This window comes from Alkalibacillus filiformis (assembly GCF_030814115.1).
Lineage (GTDB): Bacteria > Bacillota > Bacilli > Bacillales > Alkalibacillaceae > Alkalibacillus > Alkalibacillus filiformis.
On record NZ_JAUSUP010000003.1, the window covers coordinates 1 to 19,888 of the forward strand.

Genomic DNA, 19,888 nt, shown 5'->3' on the forward strand with positions numbered 1-19,888 from the left:
GGTAGATAGGTTCGAGGTGGAAGCGTGGTGACACGTGGAGCTGACGAATACTAATCGATCGAGGACTTAACTTAAAACAAAAGTGAAAAGCGCGTTTTCGACTTTGGTTGAATCTTATCTAGTTTTGAAGGTATAATCCTTTATAATTAAGAGTTGAATTTTTCAAGTAAAGCTCTTGCAATTTTGCTCGAAGGTGAATATAATATAATTTGTTGCACTAATTACTAAAGATATTGTCCGGTGGTATTGGCAGAGAGGTCACACCTGTTCCCATGCCGAACACAGAAGTTAAGCTCTCTAGCGCCGATGGTAGTTGGGGTTCTTCCCCTGTGAGAGTAGGACGCCGCCGGGCGATCAATTCTCCTTCGTGGACAGTTAAAAAATATTCCAGCGTAGCTCAGAGGTAGAGCAGTTGGCTGTTAACCAATTGGTCGCAGGTTCGAATCCTGCCGCTGGAGCCATTTTTTGGAGAGCTGTCCGAGTGGCCGAAGGAGCACGATTGGAAATCGTGTAGGCCGCCAACGCGGTCTCGAGGGTTCGAATCCCTCGCTCTCCGCCATAGAATTTTTAATATGGCCCATTGGTCAAGTGGTTAAGACACCGCCCTTTCACGGCGGTAACAGGGGTTCGAGTCCCCTATGGGTCATTGACCGGAGGATTAGCTCAGCTGGGAGAGCACTTGCCTTACAAGCAAGGGGTCGGTGGTTCGAGCCCGCCATCCTCCACCATTCAAATGTGTTCCTCATTATAGGAATGGCGGTTAATATCGCAGTTTCGCGAGGAGCGTAAGCATCACCGAAACACTTACAACGCGACGAGCCGTCGCAAAATAATTTAATCCTTTTATAGTCTGGGTTCCTAATATAGGAATTGCAGTCAACATCGCGGGGTGGAGCAGTCTGGTAGCTCGTCGGGCTCATAACCCGGAGGTCGTAGGTTCAAATCCTGCCCCCGCAACCAAAAGGTCCGGTAGTTCAGTTGGTTAGAATGCCTGCCTGTCACGCAGGAGGTCGCGGGTTCGAGTCCCGTCCGGACCGCCACTTTAATATTAATACATATTTTCTATCTAATGGCTCGGTAGCTCAGTCGGTAGAGCAACGGACTGAAAATCCGTGTGTCGGCGGTTCGATTCCGTCCCGAGCCACCATTTTTCAAAATGGAGGGGTAGCGAAGTTGGCCAAACGCGGCGGACTGTAAATCCGCTCCCTTTGGGTTCGGCGGTTCGAATCCGTCCCCCTCCACCATTTTTACAATTTAAAACGTAGGGGTATAGTTTAATGGTAAAACGAAGGTCTCCAAAACCTTTGATGTGGGTTCGATTCCTACTACCCCTGCCATTTTTATATGGCGGTCGTGGCGAAGGGGTTAACGCACCGGATTGTGGCTCCGGCACTCGTGGGTTCGATTCCCACCGATCGCCCTTTTTTTGGGCCATAGCCAAGCGGTAAGGCAACGGGTTTTGGTCTCGTGATTCTCAGGTTCGAATCCTGATGGCCCAGCCATATGCGGAAGTAGTTCAGCGGTAGAACACCACCTTGCCAAGGTGGGGGTCGCGGGTTCGAATCCCGTCTTCCGCTCCATTCACATGCACCGCATATCAATCATACAGTATATTGATGGCGGCATAGCCAAGTGGTAAGGCAGAGGTCTGCAAAACCTTTATCACCGGTTCGAATCCGGTTGCCGCCTCCATAAATATTTAATACATAATCCCAAGTTGGTAAACAAATGTTTATCAACTTTTTTTATGCCTATTTTGAAATAAAATTTTATAAATTAAAGATATGATTGACATAAAAATGAGGCACAGTATACTAATGCTTGGGGCGTATTATTTGCCAGCTTAGTATTCGCCATTGTTCCAGTGATCATCTTATATTCGATTTTCCAACGTCGAATTACAAAAGGTATGACTGAAGGTGCTATAAAAGGATAATGTTTTATGTAAGGAATCCTCTGTTTATAGACAGAGGATTTTTTGTTACATTTAAAATAGTTTAAAAGAAAGCTCTTGTTTTTTTATATTCAATCTTCTATACTTAAAGGTAACATCAATATATTGGTGTTAGTTAATTGATATAAAACTATATATTGTGTTTTTGTTTATGTGGATGCCTATCGAAAGGCTTAAAAGGGAATTTGGTGAAAGTCCAAAACTGCCCCCGCAACTGTAAACGTGGACGAAATGGAAGACCACTTTATAAGCTAAGTGTTTGCTACTTATAAGGGAAGGTCCAGAGTAGGGTGAAGCGTCAGTCAGGAGACCTGTCTACATGAGCTAAGTTACATTTTCTTCGGGGTGATAAGAGAATGAAACGACTCGTGATACATACTGGTATTGACCAAAGTATGCTTATAAGTCGTTTTATTCGCTTCCCCCGTTGGAAGCGAATTTTTTATTTTTAGGAGGATTTTATGACGACGATCACTAAACAAGACACTCTCGTTGTAACGAACGGAGAGAGAGAAACTTTTTCAGAAGAACGACTTAGTTTTTTTGTTAAGGAAGTAATAAAAGGGTACGAGCATTTAAGTGTTACTAGTTATGAAGAGAAGGTTATGAAAGCTGTACAAAGCAAAGATGAATTAACACCTGACCAAATTACGAACGAACTATTATTAAGAGGGTTAGAAAATATTAGTCCACAAGAACCTGATTGGACTTACGTTTGTGCCAATATATATTTAAAAAAGTTGTACAAAGAAGCTGCGACTAACCGTGGCTATGATGGGACAACTAAGTATGGTTCTTACTATGAATTATTAAATATATTATCAAACGAAAACATATACAGCGATCAAATTTTAAATCAATATACTAAAGATGAAATTGATGAAGCTGCATCTTTCATCGTGCCTGAACGCGATCACTTCTTTACTTATATCGGTTTAAGAACGTTAGCTGACCGTTATTTAGCAAAAGATCATGAAGGCCATTACTATGAACTGCCACAAGAACGATTTCTAACGATTGCGATGACGTTAATGGTTAATGAACCAAAAGAAAAACGTCTTCAATTAATAGAAGAAGCTTACTGGGCATTAAGTAATCTTTATATGACGGTAGCGACTCCGACTTTATCAAATGCAGGGAAGTCTTACGGCCAATTATCAAGTTGTTTTATCGATACGGTGGATGATAGTTTACAAGGTATTTATGATTCGAATACAGATATTGCTAATTTGTCGAAAAATGGTGGCGGAATTGGTGTTTATTTAGGGAAAATTCGTTCACACGGGAGCTCGATTAAAGGGTTTAAAGGTGTTTCAAGTGGTGTGATGCCATGGATGAAGCAGTTAAATAATACAGCAGTAAGTGTTGATCAACTCGGTCAAAGACAAGGGGCCATTGCGGTTTACTTGGATGTATGGCACCAGGATATTTTTAAGTTTTTAGATGCGAAGTTAAACAATGGTGACGAGCGCCAACGTACACATGATTTATTTACGGGTGTGTCACTGCCAGATCTATTTATGGAAAAGGTAGAAGCGCGTGAAGATTGGTATTTATTTGACCCTCATGAAGTAAGAGACATAATGGGATTTAGCTTAGAAGATTATTATGATGAAAAACAAGGTGAAGGTTCATTTAGAGAAAAGTATGAAGCGTGTGTGCATAACCCGGAGCTATCAAAAGAGAAAGTGCCAGCGATTGATATTATGAAACGAATTATGGTTGGCCAGCTTGAGACTGGCACACCTTATATGTTTTATCGTGACGAAGCGAATCGACAAAATCCAAACTCCCATCAAGGCATGATTTACTGTTCAAATCTATGTACTGAAATTATGCAAAATCAAAGTGCGACAACAGTTGAAGAGCAGTATACAGAGGATGGCAAGATCGTCATTACGAAAAGCCCTGGTGACTTCGTCGTTTGTAACCTATCAAGTATTAATTTAGGTAAGGCTGTGCCAGATGATGTGCTAGAGCGATTAATTCCGATTCAAGTGAGAATGCTTGATAATGTGATTGATTTAAATACGATTCCAGTGCTACAAGCGCAGTTAACGAATCAGAAGTACCGTGCAGTTGGATTAGGGACTTTTGGTTACCACCATTTACTCGCGCTAAAAGAGATTGCGTGGGAATCAGAAGAAGCAGTTGAATTTGCTGACGAGCTGTATGAAAAAGTGGCGTTCTTAACGATTCAGTCAAGTATGGAACTAGCCAAAGAGAAATGCCCTTACCCACTGTTTAAAGGGTCTAAATGGCATGATGGAAGTTATTTCGAAGGTAAAGGGTATAAAGGTGAAAAGTGGGATGAACTGAAGCAGGACGTGCATGAGCATGGCCTAAGAAATGGGTACTTAATGGCTGTAGCACCTAACTCAAGCACCAGTATTATTGCCGGAAGCACGGCTAGTATCGATCCGATTTTCAAAAAGTTTTATTCAGAAGAAAAGAAAGATTACAAGATTCCAGTAACAGCACCTGATTTAAGTCCTAAGACGTTCTGGTATTATAAGTCAGCTTATGACATCGATCATACGTGGACGATTAAGCAAAACGCGAAACGTCAGAAACATATTGACCAGGCAATTTCGTTTAACTTTTACGTTAGAAACACGATTAAAGCAAAAGAATTACTAGACTTGCATTTAACAGCTTGGCATTCAGGTTTTAAGACAACTTACTATACGAGATCAACATCATCAGACATAGAAGATTGTGAAAGCTGCGAATCATAAGGAGGATTAATATGAACGAAACAATGCGTGAAAGAAAGTTATATGACATTCATGCACCGAACGCATCAACTGGCATTATTAACGGCGAAAGTTCCAACGTTTTAAACTGGGACGATGTTAGATTTAAATGGGCTTATCCGATGTATAAAAATATGTTAGCTAACTTTTGGACACCATTTGAAATCAACATGTCGAGTGACCAAAAACAGTGGGCAGAGTTAACAGATGCAGAACGTGAGTCGTTTAAGAAAATTATTGGACTGCTAGCTTTTTTAGACTCAGTTCAAACGGACTACTCCGCAAAAGTCGCCGATTACTTAACTGACTCGAGCTTGGCTGCATTAATGCAAGTGCTGTCGTTCCAAGAAGTTGTGCATAACCAGTCTTATTCATATGTTTTATCATCACTCGTTGAAAAAGGCGAGCAAGATGAGATCTTTGAGTATTGGAAGAGTGATGACATTTTAATTGAACGTAATCAATTTATTGCTGATGGTTATGAACGATTCGTTAAAGAAAAATCACCACAAGCTTTTATTGAATCTGTGGTGTATGATGTCGTGTTAGAAGGGTTGTTTTTTTACGCAGGCTTTGCGTTTTTCTACAACTTAGCACGCAATCAAAAGATGGTATCAACGAGCACAATGATCAATTATATTAATCGTGATGAGCTGTTACACGTTAATTTATTCGCACACATTTTCAAAGAAACGTTGAATGAAAACCCTGAACTTAATACAGAGGAAAACCTTCAGTTTGTGACAGAAACATTTAGAGAAGCAACAGAACTTGAAGTGAAGTGGGGCGAACATATTATTGGTAACAAAATTGATGGGATCAACATGGACGAGCTAGAGCAATACATCCAACACACAGCAAACAAACGCTGTAAATTAATGGGCGCACCAGTTCCATTCCCAGAAGTAACAGAAAACCCACTTAAATGGATTAAAGCATACAAAGAAGTCGATGAAGGAAAGTCTGATTTCTTCGAGCAAAAATCAAGGCAGTATACGAAAGTATCGGATGATAATGGGTTTGATGAATTATAAGATAAAGCACCCTTAGGGTAGTTAATCCCAAAAGTTGGGGTTTTGACCATGCAGCTATTTGGCTGATTTGAGTCCGGTATTGAACTGGACTTAAACCAGCCAATTTTTTCTTTTATTCTTTCGTGATTGTAATAATCCATGAATCATGTACTCCTCTATTTTCTGTTTTAATTCAGTATAAGAAATCAAGGGTTTCTCCATTATACATTTCTTGTTTCATAATTCAGAAAAAAGTTCTCCATGACGGCATTATCCGCACAGGTTGCTTTCCTAGACATACTTTGAAAAACCTTGTTCTTCTCTAAGGTTTTCACCCATTTATTATGTTGGTAATGCCATCCTTAGCCTGGATGGATGGTGGTTCAATATTCGGACCATGTTTGATGTTGTTCACCACTTGTTCAAGGCTGTCAATGACAACATCTAATGTTGGTTTATTCGAAATGCCATAAGAAATGACCTCACCATTATACAAGTCTAATATCGGATTTAAGTAAAGATTTTCATTTCCTACACACTTGAACTCCACGAGATTTGTGACCAGCTTTTGCAAATATCCGTACTTTTCCTCGTGTTTCTTAAAACAACTCATGAGTTGTTTCTATCAATTTACGATCTGGTTTTTCATCATTTCTTAACCGATGATTGTGGTAGTGATAAGTGGCTTCAGGTATGACTACAATCAAGAGAACCTCTTTTAATTTGAATCCTTCTTCTTTGAGTTCGAACGCCAACGCTGCTAATGCTTTTCGAGGAAGGCATTCGAATTCTCCTGAAAAGCTCTTAACTTTTTAAATACGCATTTTCTAAACGATCGCAATCAGAGATGGATTAGTCAACTTAAATTCTATAGCGGTGTATTGGTAAGAAGAGTTCATTTGTTTCATATAGTTTAATACATCTAACTTGAATTGAACAGGATAAACTGTTTTTGAACGCTTTCTTTTTAAACCTTCCTCACCAAAAGCCTTATAGGCATTTCCTCACCTTCTGATTTGTCTGTGATTGGGAACTCCAAATTGTTTAGCCAACAATTTAGAGCCCAATTGGACCTTCAAAGTATTCGTTTAAAATCTTTAAATTAAACTCTTTACTATATTTGGCTATATAAAAACACCCCCCAAAAAAAAAAGCTAGATTTTTCTCTAACTTTTTTGGGGGAGCATATTGGGTAAAAATACTAGTACTATGGACGTGCCAAGCAGTCTTCTGACATGTCAGGCGGACAAGTCGAAGCTGTAAAGTCGACTGATGCAGAGATGCTACCAATAGTTAAAAAAGAGAAAGCTGTCACGCTAACAATCCCTGTTAATAATTTTTTCTTCATTGTTTTCACCACCTTTTTACTTTTATACAAATATTATACATTATACAAACTAGAAAGTAAACACTGATAATTTTAAATATTTTGACATATTTCTACAAGAAAGGACAACAGTTGGGAGGGTGGAATTCAGTGAATTGTAGGCGTTTTTTACATAATAAATGCAATTAAAGTGATGACAGGAAAAGAAGCGGCAAGCATCATCGCTGTCTTTTGTGTGGATTGGTAAAAGACCTTAGTTCGTTGGTCAATGTTTGAGTGCTTAAGTAAATCTCTTTTAGAAAATAATCTGATTAACCCAATGGCAAACACGACTAAGGTTAAAACGAGTGGGATAACAGAACTTTCTGTACCTGTTAATTGTATAAAGCCAAAAACAATTAATAGAATCGGTACAATCTCAATAATCGTCACTCTAATAAGAAGTTGGGTTGTTAAGCTTTGTGTAAAATCGGATGAAACTTCACCTTGGTTCAATTGGTCTTCTAACTTGTTCGATAACTGACCAAACACAACAACGATTCCAATGACTGCAATAATAGATGCAATAGCAAAATACCAAATTGGATCCATCATAACATCTCCCTTTTATGTAATTTCTCTTCAATATATATTAACGAACTACAGTGAAAATACGTTTCAATTTTATGTAATATTTCTCAATAAATCATTTATAATGGTTATATACAAATCAAATGGAGGATGATTTGAATGCCATCGTTTGACCCACCAAACGATCGAATATCACCTTATATAAAGTTTGGTAAAAATGGTATGTACGTCGATGAAAACGCACCAGAATCGATTCGGAAAGAAGCTGAGGAGTATATAAATGAAATGGAAAGTGTACAAAACATGGCTTATGGCGAAGGTGAAATGGATGAAATACCAATAATTGATCCAAAAGGTTTTGAGGATTGGAAGCGGAAAGGGGAATGATTGAGAGTGTAAATATAAAAGGTTGACCTGAGTATGGTAGCTGATTTATAATTGTTCTCACGAGCGAAAACGAACATATTATTTACATGCCGGTGTGGCGGAATTGGCAGACGCGCACGACTCAAAATCGTGTTCCTTCTGGAGTGTCGGTTCGAACCCGACCACCGGTATTTTAGTTTAACTTTGATGTATTCTTGAAATATACGAAACCCTCGTAATCACTGGCAAATTGCAGTGATTACGAGGGTTTCGTTATTTTTGAGAAATCGATTGATATTGCCTATTTGAACCCCATTTGTTATCAGATTCATTCCTGCCTCCTGATCATTTTAATCCTAAATTTCAACCTTGAATTTTCGGGGGAGTAAAAAAAGTGTTCATCTAAACCAACCCCATTGAAGGTTAAAGTATTTTCTATATTATAATTTCCTTCCTGTTCCTTTCTAATTAATTCACTAATTATTTCTATTTTCACTCCGACAAATCAAAATCATTCTACATATAATAGGTACAAAATGGTTAAACTGAAGATTAGACTCAGTGATTATTAAGGAGTGAAGAGAAATGGATTCTTCTCAAAACAATAACATTAAATTAACATCAGGAGAAATTACAAATTTATGGACTGTGTATATGGATGATAGCGCTTCTATTTGCCATTTAAAATATTACCTAAATACAGTAGAAGACACGGAAGTTAAATCTGTTATTCAATATGCATTAGACATTTCACAATTACATGTAGACACAATAAGCGAGATATTTACTCAAGAAGGTTATCCTGTTCCTCATGGCTTTAAATTACATGAAGATGTTGATGTGAATGCGCGAAAATTGTTTTCTGACACTTACTGTTTAAATTTGCTTAATAATATGGGAAAGATTGGTTTGAATGCATATAGCGCAGCTCTAGCTGTAGCGGTAAGAGAAGATGTTTATAGCTTTTTTAGTCAGTGTTTAAGGGAATCAGATAATCTTGTCAAACAAACTAATGATCTGTTATTGGCAAAAGGGCTGTATATCAGATCACCATATCTTCCAAAGCCTGAATCGTACGATTTTGTAAAACGGAAAAGTTTTTTGGCAGGCTTTTTGGGGGAAAAAAGACCTTTAACAGGTACTGAAATCACCAATTTATATGCCAACTATCAAAGAAATGCAATAGGAAGTACAACAATGATAGGGTATAGTCAAGTTGCACAGAATGATGATGTGGTAAATTTTCTATTAAGAGGAAAGGAAATGGCTCAAAAGCATTGTGAAATATTTGGTTCATATTTAAAAGATAACGATTTACCTAGTCCTATGTCTTTGGATACTGAGGTAAATGATTCTACTGAGTACACTTTTTCTGATAGAAAAATGATGTTTTATGTAACCAGTTTGACTGCACTTAGCGTAGGGTACTACGGGGCAAGTATGTCGATGAGTCCAAGAAGGGATATTGGCGTTATGTATAGCAGATTAGTTTCAGAAATATTAAAATACGCTGATGATGGGGCTAAAATCATGATTAAACATGGGTGGATGGAAGAACCACCACGGGCATTAGACCGTGATGAACTAGCAAAAAAGTGATTTAGCCCTGGATAAAAGAAAAGTTTTGAAGTAATTCTCATAAGCTAAGCTTTTAACATATCGGCTTGAAACTGACTAGATGAAAGCTCGGTCGCTGTTTAATTGACTGGGAAGGATTATATTTTTTTACACAGAAGCGAAATCGGTTTAATCCTCATTAGCCGAGTCTTTAAAATACTGAGCTTGAAACTGACTAGGTGAAAGCCCAGTCCTCCGTTTAAAGGCATGATAAAAACTGGACATACTTTGAAAACCAACTTTAAAACTAATTTCTGTACTATTTAAATTAGTCGTTAAAAGTAGTTCCTTTGCTTTGCTAACCCTGATCTGTTCCAAATACATACGAGGAGTATTTCCTGTTCTATTTTTGAAGAGCCGGTTTAAATGATAAGGGCTGACTCCTACCATGGATGCTAATTCATCTAATAGAATTTTTTGACCATACTTTTCTTCGATGATCTGCTTTATATCTTCTATAACTTTTTCAAGAGGGTCAAAAGTTTTTATCGATTTCAAGTCAGGTCGACATCTCTTACATGGACGATATCCCGCTTTATGAGCATTAGTGGCATTTGAAAAGAAAGATACATTCTCACGATTGGGGACCCTAGATTTACAAGAAGGTCGACAAAAAATGCCCGTTGTCTTGACTGCATAAAAAAATAATCCATCATATGCAGAATTACATGAAATTGTCGCTTCCCACATAATATTTTGAGACAGATTATTGTGATTCCTCATGACTTTTTAAACCTCCTTTGTAAGAAAAAGCTTCCTCTCAAAAACCATATAAATTGCATATAACGATGCCACAATCAATGGAACAACAATATATAACTTAAAAAAAGGAAGCACGAGTGAACACAAAATGAAGGACGTAAGTGATGTCCACCAAGCCATTGTGTTCTTCTTAAACAATTTTATGCCTGCTGCCATTGAAAGAAGGTAAACTATAATCCCTAATGAAGTCGGTATAAATAAAATGTCATCGAATGCTAGTGACAAAGCCTTCGTTACCAAAACACCTGCTATTGAGAAACAAATAACAAACAATACCATCAGTCTCGGAATTTGAGTAGTTGTATGTAGTCTTGAAAACAATTTCGGAAAAGCACCATCCCTACTTAGTGAATATCCTAATTGAGTGAGACTGGCGATAAATGCGTTTGCTGTTCCTGTACAAATAATTAATGCTAAAACAGCTGTGACGACTTTAGCCCCCATGCCTAGTGTATCTCCCATTATAACACCAATAGGAGATAGATTGCTTTCTTGACTGCCATATGTAGCCGTTCCAATAGTAACAAAGCTTAACGCCAAAAATAAAAATCCTATAACAACTACACTAACAACCGCCCCTTTGATAATATCCTTTTCTGGCTTTTTAAATTGCAAAGCTAAATTACAGATCGCCTCCCAACCGAAAAAAGACCAAAAGATAATCGTGACTGCTGTTCCGAGAGAAAACCATCCATTTGGAACAAAGGGTGTGAAATTATCCCACTGTATTCTCGGAAGTGACACAATTATAGTTAATACTAGGAGAATCAGTAGTAAAGTACTTAAAATTAATGCAACTTTACCACTTACTTTAACCCCGTGATAATTGAAAAGACCTGCACTTACCAATATAAAGACAGCAATGATCACTGTCTCAAAATGTGAGAATGCAAATGCCTGGCTGACGTAAAAAGCGCCGGTTAAGGATACAATTGTTTGACCGACTGCGGCTGTAACGAAATAAAACCACCCAACGATATTGCCAAGGTGATATCCGAAAGAACGTCTAACAAAGGTTGCTGTTCCACCAGCATCAGGGTATTCTCGTGCCAAACTAGCAAAGGAATAAGCAAGCGGAAAACTAATTAATATAACGATCAGCCAAGATACAATTGATGCAGGTCCTGCAATTGAGGCGGTTGCCCCCGATAGAAAAAGGACACCTGAGCCTAGAATAGCTGCAATGTATAAAGCAATTCCTTGAAATAATCCTATAGATTTATTGTTCATAGTCTCACACCTTTCGTAGCATTCAGTGTACTAGTAAAAGTGTGAGAAATTCTTCTCGTTTTTTGCGGTTTAATTCTAATTAATAGATTAAGTGAACTATAATAATGGGCTTTATTACAAATCTTACCCAACAGTTGAAGAAACAGCATCATTATTCAGTGAATCATAAAAATAGATAGTCTGTCGTTTGTCTCTGCTTCGTTTATATAAGACATTGCACTTGGTCTAAAAATCTTGATGATTAAAAATTTTGAAAAAATGTATAGTGATTTATCTGTTTATCTTCTATAATCGTAAAATGAAACAACATAAAACTTGGAGGGAATAATTTGGTGCAAAAAAAATCTATATTAATGTCGATGTTATTAGTTCTAGCAGTTACCTTATCATTTCTAACTCACTTTGATGGTGGTAACAATGCAAAGGCAGATGCAAATTCTGTAATCATATCTGAAGTGTATTATGATACACAAGTATCTTATGAACCAGATGAATATGTTGCAATCCATAACCCATTAAGTGAAGCGGTTGACCTATCTGGCTGGCAAATTGGAGAGATAGGCACAAAAGCTGTTTTCCCTGATGGAACGTTGATTGAAAGTGGTGAAACGCTGTATATCGTACGTGAAGCTAATGTTGCATTGGAACAAAACATATTAAATGGTATAGCGCCTGACTTTGAGTACTCGGATAATACAGTTGATGAGGTTCCAAACATGGAAGGGGATGCACCTCGTTTTGCAAACAATGGTGATGAAGTATTGCTTCGAGATCCTGACCACAACTTAGTCGACATAGTTATTTATGGTGAGTCTGATTATGATGGTGATGGTTGGACAGGCGATTCGATTCCAACTGGAAGCTCTGGTGATGTCTTAGTCCGAAATACAAATGAAAAAACCGGTGTACTGGTTGATACAGACACATATAATGATTGGGTTAGCTTAAAGGGTAATCCATTAGCTGAATCTGATGAGTTACGTACGTATAAACAAGCTCAATCTCGATTTGATTTAGAACGTTTTGAATTTACAGGAAGTGTTACGGCTTATACATCTCCTGATAGTAGTTATGAAGTGTTATCGACTCTTATTGATAGTGCAATGGTATCAATCGATTTGAGTGTATATCAAATGCATAGTCCTTATTTAACTGAACATTTAGTAGATGCGTTAGAACGTGGGGTAGAAGTTCGTGCTCATTTTGATGGTGGTCCTGTAGGTGGCTTAACAGATGAAACACGTTGGGTTTCACAACAACTGTACGAAGCGGGTGGACAAGTTCGTTATATAACATTGGACCGAGATGAAGATCGACATAAAAGATATCGCTGGGATCATTCTAAATACGCAATCATTGATGAAGAAAAGTTGCTTGTTCAAAGTGAAAATTGGAAAAGAACAGGTGTACCAGTTGATAATTCAGCAGGGAACAGAGGGTATGGTGTTGTTATTGAAAATGAGGATGTGGCTCAATATTATTTAGATGTATTTGAAACGGATTGGGATGACCGTTTCCCTGATGTTGTTGCTCATTCACCTAATCATGATGTATACGGAAACCCGCCAGAAGATTTTGATCCTGATTATAGTATTCCAACAGGAAACTATGAAGCTCAATTTGAAAGTAAAACGATTGATGGTGATTTTGTCGTAACGCCAGTGATTGCACCTGACACAAGTTTTCTAATTGAAGATTCAATCTTAGGTATGATTAATAGTGCAAGTGACTATGTATATGTTGACCAAATGTATTCACATGCTCATTGGGGAGCTCAGGATGATGGACCGGAAACGCATCCTAATATTTATATGGAAGAAGTGATTGATGCAGGACGTAACGGTGCAACCGTTCGTTTTCTACTCGGTGATTCTTGGTTAGATCCTGATAATTCACGTGATAATACGAATACGATTTCATACTTAAATGATATATCTGACGATGAAAATCTAGATTTAGAAGCTAAACTAGTTGATTCTTCATCAATTGGAATTGACAAGACACATAATAAAGCAGTCGTAGCAGATGATCAAGTGTTGATTTCTAGTATTAATTGGTCTAAAAATAGTGGAAAAAACAACCGCGAAGCAGCCGTTATTATCGAGAATGAAGAGGTAGCTAATTTTTATAAAGAAGTCTTTGAGCATGACTGGGTTGGTGGTAATCCAAGCTTCGTTTATGAGGATTTTGAAGATGGATGGAAAAGTTCATACTCTGCTGGAGATGTTGAACTGCAATCAGGCTCTTGGCATTTTGATAATGCGTTAACAGGCTCGCATAGTAGTGATAAAAAGATAGGAGATCGTTCAGCACGTATTCGCTCTAATGGCTCCATATCTATGAATTATGATGCGCCAGAAGCACAATATATTTCGTTTTATCATGCTAATTTTGGTTCAGATACTGAAGGTGAAATTACAGTCTATAAATCTACTGATGAAGGAAATAGTTGGATTGAATTAAGTGAGACATTTAAGAGTCAATATGATTTAGAGAGAGTGATTTTGACAGTTGATGAGCCGAATGATGTTCGGTTTAAAATAGAAGTAACAGGCCCATCAGGTGAACGAATTAACATTGATGACTTTGAAATTATGGGTTATTAATTAAATGACAACATAAATATTAAACAGAGCTTCCTTATACGGAAGTTCTGTTTTTTGTATTCTGTTAACCGTAAGCTATTTTTCATACTAATTAGCCATCACTCAAATAGCCCGATAAACCTTCTAGCACTCTTAGTTAAGTAGCGGTCTTTTAACCAAATTAATGCTGACTCTGAGTATATATTTTCATCAGCAATGATCAGTATCTTCACGCCATCTAAGTTTTTATGTTGGAAAGTCGACTCAGGGATGATGGTTCCCCCTATACCTGACCTCACTAAATCTATGATCATATCGACATCTGGGCAATCTAGTATGATTTTAGGCGTGAGGTCGTGTTTTTTAAATTTCTCCAAAATCACTTCATATTGTCCAACCCCACTAATACGATGTAATAACATAAGAGGTAAGTTTGATAGTTCTTCCATAGTAATCGACTCTGAATTGGGCACTTCCCACTCTTCTGGTAAAACGGCGACGTAATTCTCTTCTCGTAATGGTCGTGATTCGAAAGGTTGTAAGTCTAATGGGAGGCGAATAATGGCAAAATCCAACTCGTGGTTCAGAAGGTGTTCAGCAAGAGCGTATGAATCGCCTTCTTTTAAACGAAATGTAACGTTTGGGTATTGTGTTCTGAACTGTTTCAGTCGTTCAGGCATGTATGAAAAGCACGTTTTCACACAGCCAACAGCTAGTTGTCCGCGATCACCTTCTTCAATATCTTTTACTTCCGTCACCGTCTCATCAATTTGTGAAAAGAGTAATTCAACCTTTTTATATAAAACTTCTCCAGCTTCTGTTAGTACGAGTTTTCTAGATTGACGGTCAAATAGGGTAACACCAAGTTCGGTTTCTAAGTCTTTGAGGCTTTTACTGAGGGGAGGTTGTTGCATGTGTAGTTTTTTCGCTGCTTTCGTAATTTGACCTTCCGTTGCGATCGTATGGAAATACTTCAATCGTTTAAAGTCCATTTGTTAATTCAACTCCCATACATTTTTTATATGGTCTTATAACAAAACTTATATTTTTAATATACCAAAATTAGTGCTAATATTCAAAATATAAAGAAAAAAGCGTGATGCGTATGGAAATACATACAAAAATGAGGAGGTTTTATTAAAATGCCAGCAAAAACAGGTGCAGAGTATATTGAACGTCTCAAAAAAGCTAACAACAACGTTTACATTGGGGGTGAACGTGTTGATGATGTGACAGAACACCCTGCGTTTAAAAACGTTATCCAATCGATGGCTAAGCTTTATGACATGCAGTATGAGAAGCCGGAAAAAATGTTGTATGACTCACCGACAACGGGTGATAAAGTCGGTAAAACATTTATGATGCCGAAGACGATTGATCAGTTAATAGAACGCCGTGAAGCGATTATGGAATGGCAAAGCTTTACGAAAGGTGTTATGGGACGCTCGCCAGATTACTTAAACGCAGAAGTTATGACGATGGAAGCGGCTTACGATTTCTACGGTCAAGACAATCCACTGTTTGCCGAAAACGCTCGTAAGTATGCAGAGTATGCTAGAGAAAATGATATTAGTTTAACCCACACTTTAATCCACCCACAAGTTAACCGCGCCAAGATCCAAGCAGAACAAAAAGATGCAAACGTAGCCTTACATGTCGTTGAGAAAAATGATGATGGTGTCGTCGTAGATGGTGTTCGTTTATTAGCGACACAAGGCGGAATTACGGATGAAATTATGGTATTTCCGTCCACTGTTAAGAAAGCAGGGGAGAAGGATGACCCATATTCATTAGCATTTGCCATCCCGAATAACACCCCAGGACTTCGCTACCTTAGCCGTGAATCATTTGATTATGGTATGAACAGTTATGATCATCCTTTAGGTTCTAAATTTGAAGAAGGTGATACGATTGTAGCCTTTGATCACGTATTAGTGCCGTGGGATCGAATCTTTATTTTAGAGAATTCGACCATTTGTAATCAAGCTTTTGCGGAGACGAATGCGGTTGTTCATATGACGCACCAAGTTGTCGCAAAAGACATTGCCAAGACTGAGTTTTTATTAGGTGTCGTTTTAACGTTAATGGATTCGATCGGAATTGACGGTTTCCAGCATGTTAAGGACAAAGGAACTGAAGTCATGTTGACGTTAGAAAATATGAAGTCTCACTTATTCCGTGCAGAACATAATGCGAAGTTAGATAAATGGGGCATGATGACGCCAGACTTTGAAGCGCTTAATGCAGCTAGAAACTGGTATCCAAGAGTGTATCCACGTTTAGCCGAGATTTTAAGAATTTTAGGTGCATCAGGCATGATGGGCATTCCATCTTATGACGATTTTGCTTCTGATGAGATTGGTCCTATTTTGCATCGTGCTATGCAAGGGAAAAATGTTGAAGGTTTTGAACGTGTGCAAATTTTCCGTTTAGCTTGGGATTTAACGATGAGTGCATTCGGTAGTCGCCAAACGCACTATGAGTATTACTTCTTCGGTGACCCGATCAAAATGGGAATGGCTTACTTTGATCAGTACGATAAAGAAAAATATAAAGACGTTGTAAAAGATTTCTTAAAACAAGAGAATATTTCAAAGCCAAGTGCTATTAATAGTGGGATGAACGTATAACTTTAATGAGTCAGGAGGGGAAATATGGACAGTCGAACTTTCCGAGATGCGATGGGGCGATTTGCTACAGGGGTTACGGTAGTAACAACACAAGTTGATGACGAAACACATGGTATGACGGCCAATGCTTTTATGTCAGTATCTTTAGACCCTAAGTTAGTGACGATCTCCATTGATCATAACGCTAAAATGTATAGCCGTATTAAACAATCACAACAGTTTGCAGTAAGCATTTTATCTGATGAGCAAATGGATGTGTCGATGCATTTTGCTGGGCAAAAAGACAATCCAGCAGCCGTTCAATTTGATTTTGTTAGTGGAATACCGGTTATTCGTGATGCGCTAACTGCTGTCGTGTGTAACGTGATCGAATCTTATGAAGTTGGCGATCATACGTTGTTTATTGGGGAAGTGCTTGAGATTAAACTAACTGACGGCAATCCACTTGCCTTTTTCGGCGGTAAGTATGGGAGTTATCAACCGGTATAAGTCGTGAGGTGTTGTCATTAAACACCTCTTTTTGAAGTTTGTATAGTCGATCAAGCATGAATAAAATATAGCAAAAGGAGAGGATCTTGTGACGCAGTTTCAAGCGCCATCTCAGAAAAAGTTAAAAGATATATCATTGTATATTAACGGTGAATTTGTTGAGTCCAATAGTCAAGAAACGTTTGAAAATATTAACCCATTTACGAATGAGACAATAAACCACATTGCAGCTGGTGATGCGTCAGATATTGATGAGGCAGTCGCTGCTGCTAAAAGAGCTTTTCACGGTGAATGGGGAAAAATGAAGTTAGACGAAAGGTTAGATTACGTTTATAAAATTGGTGACTTAATTGAGGAACATAGTGAAGAAATTGCAGTATTAGAGTCCTATGATACAGGTTTACCAATTAGTCAGACGCGTAAAATGATTGCCCGTTCGGCGAAAAACTTTAGGTTTTACGCTGAAATGGTCAAAAGTCATTTATATGGTGAAGCGTATCAAGTCGATGATGAATTCATCAATTACTCGGTTCGTAAGCCAGTCGGTGTAGCGGGGTTAATTACACCTTGGAATGCCCCTTTCATGTTAGAAACGTGGAAGATTGCTCCGGCTTTAGCAACAGGGAACACGGTCGTGTTAAAACCGGCTGAATGGTCACCGCTATCGGCTAATCGTATTGCGGAAGTGATTAATGAAGCGGGACTTCCTGATGGCGTTTTTAACGTTGTGCATGGGTATGGTGAGACAGCGGGTGCTGCATTAGTTCGTCACCCAGATGTTCCACTCATCTCATTTACAGGTGAGACGACGACAGGTTCAGAAATTATGAAAAACGGTGCAGATGCATTAAAGCAATTCTCGATGGAGTTAGGTGGAAAGTCACCGATCATCATTTTTGACGATGCTGATTTCGACCGTGCGCTTGATGCGTGTACTTGGGGTGTATTTTCGTTTAACGGTGAACGTTGTACCGCTAACTCGAGAGTTTATCTGCATGAAGATATTGCTGATGAATTTATTAAGAAGTTAAAAGAACGAGTTGACCGCATTCGAGTTGGTGACCCAATGGACCCTAATACACAAGTAGGCCCGTTAGTTCACCGTAATCATTATGACAATGTAAAAGGTTATCTCGAATTGGCCGAACAAGAAAGTTGTGAAGTTTATAGCGGTCATGTACCAGCTGAGCATAGCCAAGGTAATTTTGTCGCGCCAACATTACTATTAAACGCTGATCAGCATATGCGAGTCGTCCAAGAAGAGATTTTCGGTCCAGTCATCGCAGTGATGACATTTAAAGATGAAGATGAAGTAATTGAAAAGGCAAATGACGTGCGTTACGGTCTTGCAGGTTATGTTTGGACGAAAGACATGCAACGTGGTCATCGTGTTGCGCAAGCGATCGATGCTGGTATGTTGTGGGTGAATTCGCAAAACGTACGCGATTTACGTACACCATTTGGTGGATCCAAACATAGTGGAATTGGCCGCGAAGGTGGGTTTTATGCATTTGAGTTTTACACAGAAACGCAAATCATTCACGTTGCAATGAAAGATCACTATATTCCACAGTTTGGTAAGTAAATGGAGAGGAGTTGAAGTTATGGATTTTAACATTATTCGTTGTGGTCGTGCTGTGTTACATGTCACTGACTTAGAGCGTTCTAAGGCCTTTTACGAAGCGTTAGGGTTTGTAATCACTGAATCTGATTCAGACTGTGTTTATTTAAGAGGGCTTGAAGAGCATAACCATCATAGTTTGTTACTAAAAGAAAAAGACGAACCAGTTGTCGAGGCGATTAGTTATAAAGTTTACTCTGATGAAGACTTGGATCAGCTTGCTGGTCATTTTGAAAGTGAAGGCACGACAGTTAAATGGTTAGAAAAAGGTTCTCAACATGCTTTAGGTAGAGCGTTTCGTATTCAAGACCCTCAAGGTTTACCAGTGGAATTTTATGCTGAAATGGATTCCGTTGAAAGACTATTGCAACGTTATAATTTGTATAAAGGGGCAAAAGTCCAACGAATCGACCACTTTAACTGTGCTGTAAAGGATGTACAACAAAGCTATGATTACTATATTAATGAATTAGGGTTTGCTTGTTCTGAATATACGATTGATGATAAGGAGAACATTTGGGCAGCTTGGCTCCATCGAAAGCCGAGTGTTCATGATGTGGCGTTTATGAATAGTGTTGGGCCGCGTTTGCACCATATCGGTTTTTGGTTAAAAGACCCGATGAGTTTAATCGATGGATGTGATGTATTAGCTTCGATGGGCTATGCAAAGAACATCGAAAGAGGCCCAGGTCGACACGGATTATCGAATGCTTTCTTCTTATACTTAAGAGATCCAGATGGTCATCGTATTGAACTTTACAATGGTGACTATTTAACGAGTGACCCAGATTTTAAACCAATTAAGTGGGATTTAAATGATCCATTACGTCAAACGTTCTGGGGTCATGAAGCGCCAGATAGTTGGTTTGATGAAGCATCAATTGTATTAGATGTTCATACTGGAGAACCAGTTGAAACGGGTGAACCGAAGCTTAAAAAGACGAAGCCTCAGTTCATGATTTAATAGA

Annotated in this window: 13 protein-coding genes, 14 tRNA genes, 1 rRNA gene, 2 pseudogenes and 1 riboswitch; of the genes and pseudogenes, 25 read left to right on the forward strand and 5 right to left on the reverse strand. The window is 38.4% G+C overall.

Annotated elements, in window-relative coordinates; genetic code table 11:
• The first annotated feature begins 236 nt into the window (after nt 1-236).
• From rrf to J2R98_RS06895, 17 genes and pseudogenes are all read left to right on the forward strand, one after another.
• A 5S ribosomal RNA gene (rrf, locus tag J2R98_RS06815) occupies nt 237-352 on the forward strand.
• A 34-nt stretch (nt 353-386) separates the two neighbouring features.
• Nucleotides 387-461, forward strand: a tRNA-Asn gene (locus J2R98_RS06820).
• 6 nt (nt 462-467) lie between these two features.
• Nucleotides 468-559 (forward strand) — tRNA-Ser (locus J2R98_RS06825).
• A gap of 15 nt (nt 560-574) precedes the next feature.
• A tRNA-Glu gene (locus J2R98_RS06830) sits at nt 575-646 on the forward strand.
• Between the two features lie 6 nt (nt 647-652).
• Nucleotides 653-728, forward strand: a tRNA-Val gene (locus J2R98_RS06835).
• 155 nt (nt 729-883) lie between these two features.
• A tRNA-Met gene (locus J2R98_RS06840) sits at nt 884-960 on the forward strand.
• Between the two features lie 3 nt (nt 961-963).
• A tRNA-Asp gene (locus tag J2R98_RS06845) sits at nt 964-1,040 on the forward strand.
• Nucleotides 1,041-1,071: 31 nt separating this feature from the next.
• A tRNA-Phe gene (locus J2R98_RS06850) sits at nt 1,072-1,147 on the forward strand.
• Nucleotides 1,148-1,158: 11 nt separating this feature from the next.
• A tRNA-Tyr gene (locus tag J2R98_RS06855) sits at nt 1,159-1,244 on the forward strand.
• Between the two features lie 19 nt (nt 1,245-1,263).
• Nucleotides 1,264-1,337: transfer RNA gene (locus J2R98_RS06860), tRNA-Trp, on the forward strand.
• 10 nt (nt 1,338-1,347) lie between these two features.
• A tRNA-His gene (locus J2R98_RS06865) sits at nt 1,348-1,420 on the forward strand.
• A gap of 7 nt (nt 1,421-1,427) precedes the next feature.
• Nucleotides 1,428-1,502, forward strand: a tRNA-Gln gene (locus tag J2R98_RS06870).
• Between the two features lie 3 nt (nt 1,503-1,505).
• Nucleotides 1,506-1,580: transfer RNA gene (locus J2R98_RS06875), tRNA-Gly, on the forward strand.
• A 38-nt stretch (nt 1,581-1,618) separates the two neighbouring features.
• A tRNA-Cys gene (locus J2R98_RS06880) sits at nt 1,619-1,692 on the forward strand.
• A 106-nt stretch (nt 1,693-1,798) separates the two neighbouring features.
• Nucleotides 1,799-1,936 (forward strand): annotated as a pseudogene (locus tag J2R98_RS06885) (carbohydrate ABC transporter permease); the annotation flags it as partial.
• Between the two features lie 156 nt (nt 1,937-2,092).
• Nucleotides 2,093-2,287, forward strand: a riboswitch (cobalamin riboswitch).
• A gap of 128 nt (nt 2,288-2,415) precedes the next feature.
• Entirely contained in the window at nt 2,416-4,692 is a 2,277-nt protein-coding gene (locus tag J2R98_RS06890) for a ribonucleoside-diphosphate reductase subunit alpha (RefSeq protein WP_307067412.1), read from the forward strand.
• Between the two features lie 11 nt (nt 4,693-4,703).
• Nucleotides 4,704-5,744 carry a ribonucleotide-diphosphate reductase subunit beta gene (locus J2R98_RS06895; protein ID WP_307067414.1) on the forward strand — a complete coding sequence of 347 codons (1,041 nt, stop codon included), beginning with the start codon at nt 4,704-4,706 and terminating at the stop codon, nt 5,742-5,744.
• A gap of 1,186 nt (nt 5,745-6,930) precedes the next feature.
• Here J2R98_RS06895 and J2R98_RS06900 read toward each other — a convergent pair.
• Both J2R98_RS06900 and J2R98_RS06905 read right to left on the reverse strand, forming a co-directional pair.
• Nucleotides 6,931-7,071: a hypothetical protein gene (locus tag J2R98_RS06900; RefSeq protein WP_307067415.1), complete on the reverse strand. Its 141-nt coding sequence runs from the start codon at nt 7,069-7,071 to the stop codon at nt 6,931-6,933.
• Nucleotides 7,072-7,218: 147 nt separating this feature from the next.
• The gene (locus J2R98_RS06905; protein WP_307067417.1) at nt 7,219-7,641 is read right to left on the reverse strand and encodes a hypothetical protein; all 423 of its coding nucleotides are present in this window, start codon (nt 7,639-7,641) and stop codon (nt 7,219-7,221) included.
• Between the two features lie 138 nt (nt 7,642-7,779).
• Here J2R98_RS06905 and J2R98_RS06910 point away from each other — a divergent pair, with 138 nt between their 5' ends.
• The 3 genes from J2R98_RS06910 to J2R98_RS06920 all read left to right on the forward strand — a co-directional run bounded on the left by J2R98_RS06910 (nt 7,780) and on the right by J2R98_RS06920 (nt 9,585).
• Entirely contained in the window at nt 7,780-8,007 is a 228-nt protein-coding gene (locus J2R98_RS06910; protein ID WP_307067418.1) for a hypothetical protein, read from the forward strand.
• Between the two features lie 88 nt (nt 8,008-8,095).
• Nucleotides 8,096-8,177: transfer RNA gene (locus tag J2R98_RS06915), tRNA-Leu, on the forward strand.
• A 394-nt stretch (nt 8,178-8,571) separates the two neighbouring features.
• Entirely contained in the window at nt 8,572-9,585 is a 1,014-nt protein-coding gene (locus J2R98_RS06920; protein ID WP_307067419.1) for a DUF3231 family protein, read from the forward strand.
• Nucleotides 9,586-9,732: 147 nt separating this feature from the next.
• On the opposite strand, the gene J2R98_RS06925 is transcribed toward J2R98_RS06920, so the two are convergent.
• Both J2R98_RS06925 and J2R98_RS06930 read right to left on the reverse strand, forming a co-directional pair.
• The gene (locus J2R98_RS06925; protein WP_307067421.1) at nt 9,733-10,326 is read right to left on the reverse strand and encodes a bifunctional transcriptional activator/DNA repair enzyme AdaA; all 594 of its coding nucleotides are present in this window, start codon (nt 10,324-10,326) and stop codon (nt 9,733-9,735) included.
• Nucleotides 10,310-11,595, reverse strand: a pseudogene (locus J2R98_RS06930) (APC family permease). The gene J2R98_RS06925 and the pseudogene J2R98_RS06930 overlap by 17 nt, the downstream one beginning before the upstream one ends.
• Before the next feature lie 332 nt (nt 11,596-11,927).
• Between J2R98_RS06930 and J2R98_RS06935 the strand changes: the two are divergent.
• Nucleotides 11,928-14,201 (forward strand): phospholipase D-like domain-containing protein, encoded by a 2,274-nt coding sequence (locus J2R98_RS06935; protein WP_307067829.1) that lies wholly within the window; start codon nt 11,928-11,930, stop codon nt 14,199-14,201.
• Nucleotides 14,202-14,299: 98 nt separating this feature from the next.
• On the opposite strand, the gene J2R98_RS06940 is transcribed toward J2R98_RS06935, so the two are convergent.
• Complete coding sequence (locus J2R98_RS06940) at nt 14,300-15,172, reverse strand: LysR family transcriptional regulator (protein ID WP_307067423.1); 873 nt, start codon at nt 15,170-15,172, stop codon at nt 14,300-14,302.
• 150 nt (nt 15,173-15,322) lie between these two features.
• Here J2R98_RS06940 and hpaB point away from each other — a divergent pair, with 150 nt between their 5' ends.
• From hpaB to hpaD, 4 genes are all read left to right on the forward strand, one after another.
• Entirely contained in the window at nt 15,323-16,810 is a 1,488-nt protein-coding gene (gene hpaB / locus J2R98_RS06945) for a 4-hydroxyphenylacetate 3-monooxygenase, oxygenase component (RefSeq protein ID WP_307067425.1), read from the forward strand.
• A gap of 24 nt (nt 16,811-16,834) precedes the next feature.
• Nucleotides 16,835-17,299, forward strand: a complete 465-nt coding sequence (locus tag J2R98_RS06950; protein ID WP_307067428.1) for a flavin reductase family protein — start codon at nt 16,835-16,837, stop codon at nt 17,297-17,299.
• 88 nt (nt 17,300-17,387) lie between these two features.
• Entirely contained in the window at nt 17,388-18,884 is a 1,497-nt protein-coding gene (gene hpaE, locus J2R98_RS06955) for a 5-carboxymethyl-2-hydroxymuconate semialdehyde dehydrogenase (protein WP_307067430.1), read from the forward strand.
• Between the two features lie 19 nt (nt 18,885-18,903).
• Complete coding sequence (gene hpaD / locus J2R98_RS06960; RefSeq protein ID WP_307067432.1) at nt 18,904-19,884, forward strand: 3,4-dihydroxyphenylacetate 2,3-dioxygenase; 981 nt, start codon at nt 18,904-18,906, stop codon at nt 19,882-19,884.
• Nucleotides 19,885-19,888: the final 4 nt, after the last annotated feature.

Bases quoted from the DNA above. Each gene is read 5' to 3' on its own strand.
- J2R98_RS06890 (WP_307067412.1), top strand. From the start codon at position 2,416: ATGACGACGATCACTAAACAAGACACTCTCGTTGTAACGAACGGAGAG.
- J2R98_RS06895 (WP_307067414.1), top strand. From the start codon at position 4,704: ATGAACGAAACAATGCGTGAAAGAAAGTTATATGACATTCATGCACCG.
- J2R98_RS06900 (WP_307067415.1), bottom strand. From the start codon at position 7,071: ATGAAGAAAAAATTATTAACAGGGATTGTTAGCGTGACAGCTTTCTCT.
- J2R98_RS06905 (WP_307067417.1), bottom strand. From the start codon at position 7,641: ATGGATCCAATTTGGTATTTTGCTATTGCATCTATTATTGCAGTCATT.
- J2R98_RS06910 (WP_307067418.1), top strand. From the start codon at position 7,780: ATGCCATCGTTTGACCCACCAAACGATCGAATATCACCTTATATAAAG.
- J2R98_RS06920 (WP_307067419.1), top strand. From the start codon at position 8,572: ATGGATTCTTCTCAAAACAATAACATTAAATTAACATCAGGAGAAATT.
- J2R98_RS06925 (WP_307067421.1), bottom strand. From the start codon at position 10,326: ATGAGGAATCACAATAATCTGTCTCAAAATATTATGTGGGAAGCGACA.
- J2R98_RS06940 (WP_307067423.1), bottom strand. From the start codon at position 15,172: ATGGACTTTAAACGATTGAAGTATTTCCATACGATCGCAACGGAAGGT.
- hpaB (WP_307067425.1), top strand. From the start codon at position 15,323: ATGCCAGCAAAAACAGGTGCAGAGTATATTGAACGTCTCAAAAAAGCT.
- J2R98_RS06950 (WP_307067428.1), top strand. From the start codon at position 16,835: ATGGACAGTCGAACTTTCCGAGATGCGATGGGGCGATTTGCTACAGGG.
- hpaD (WP_307067432.1), top strand. From the start codon at position 18,904: ATGGATTTTAACATTATTCGTTGTGGTCGTGCTGTGTTACATGTCACT.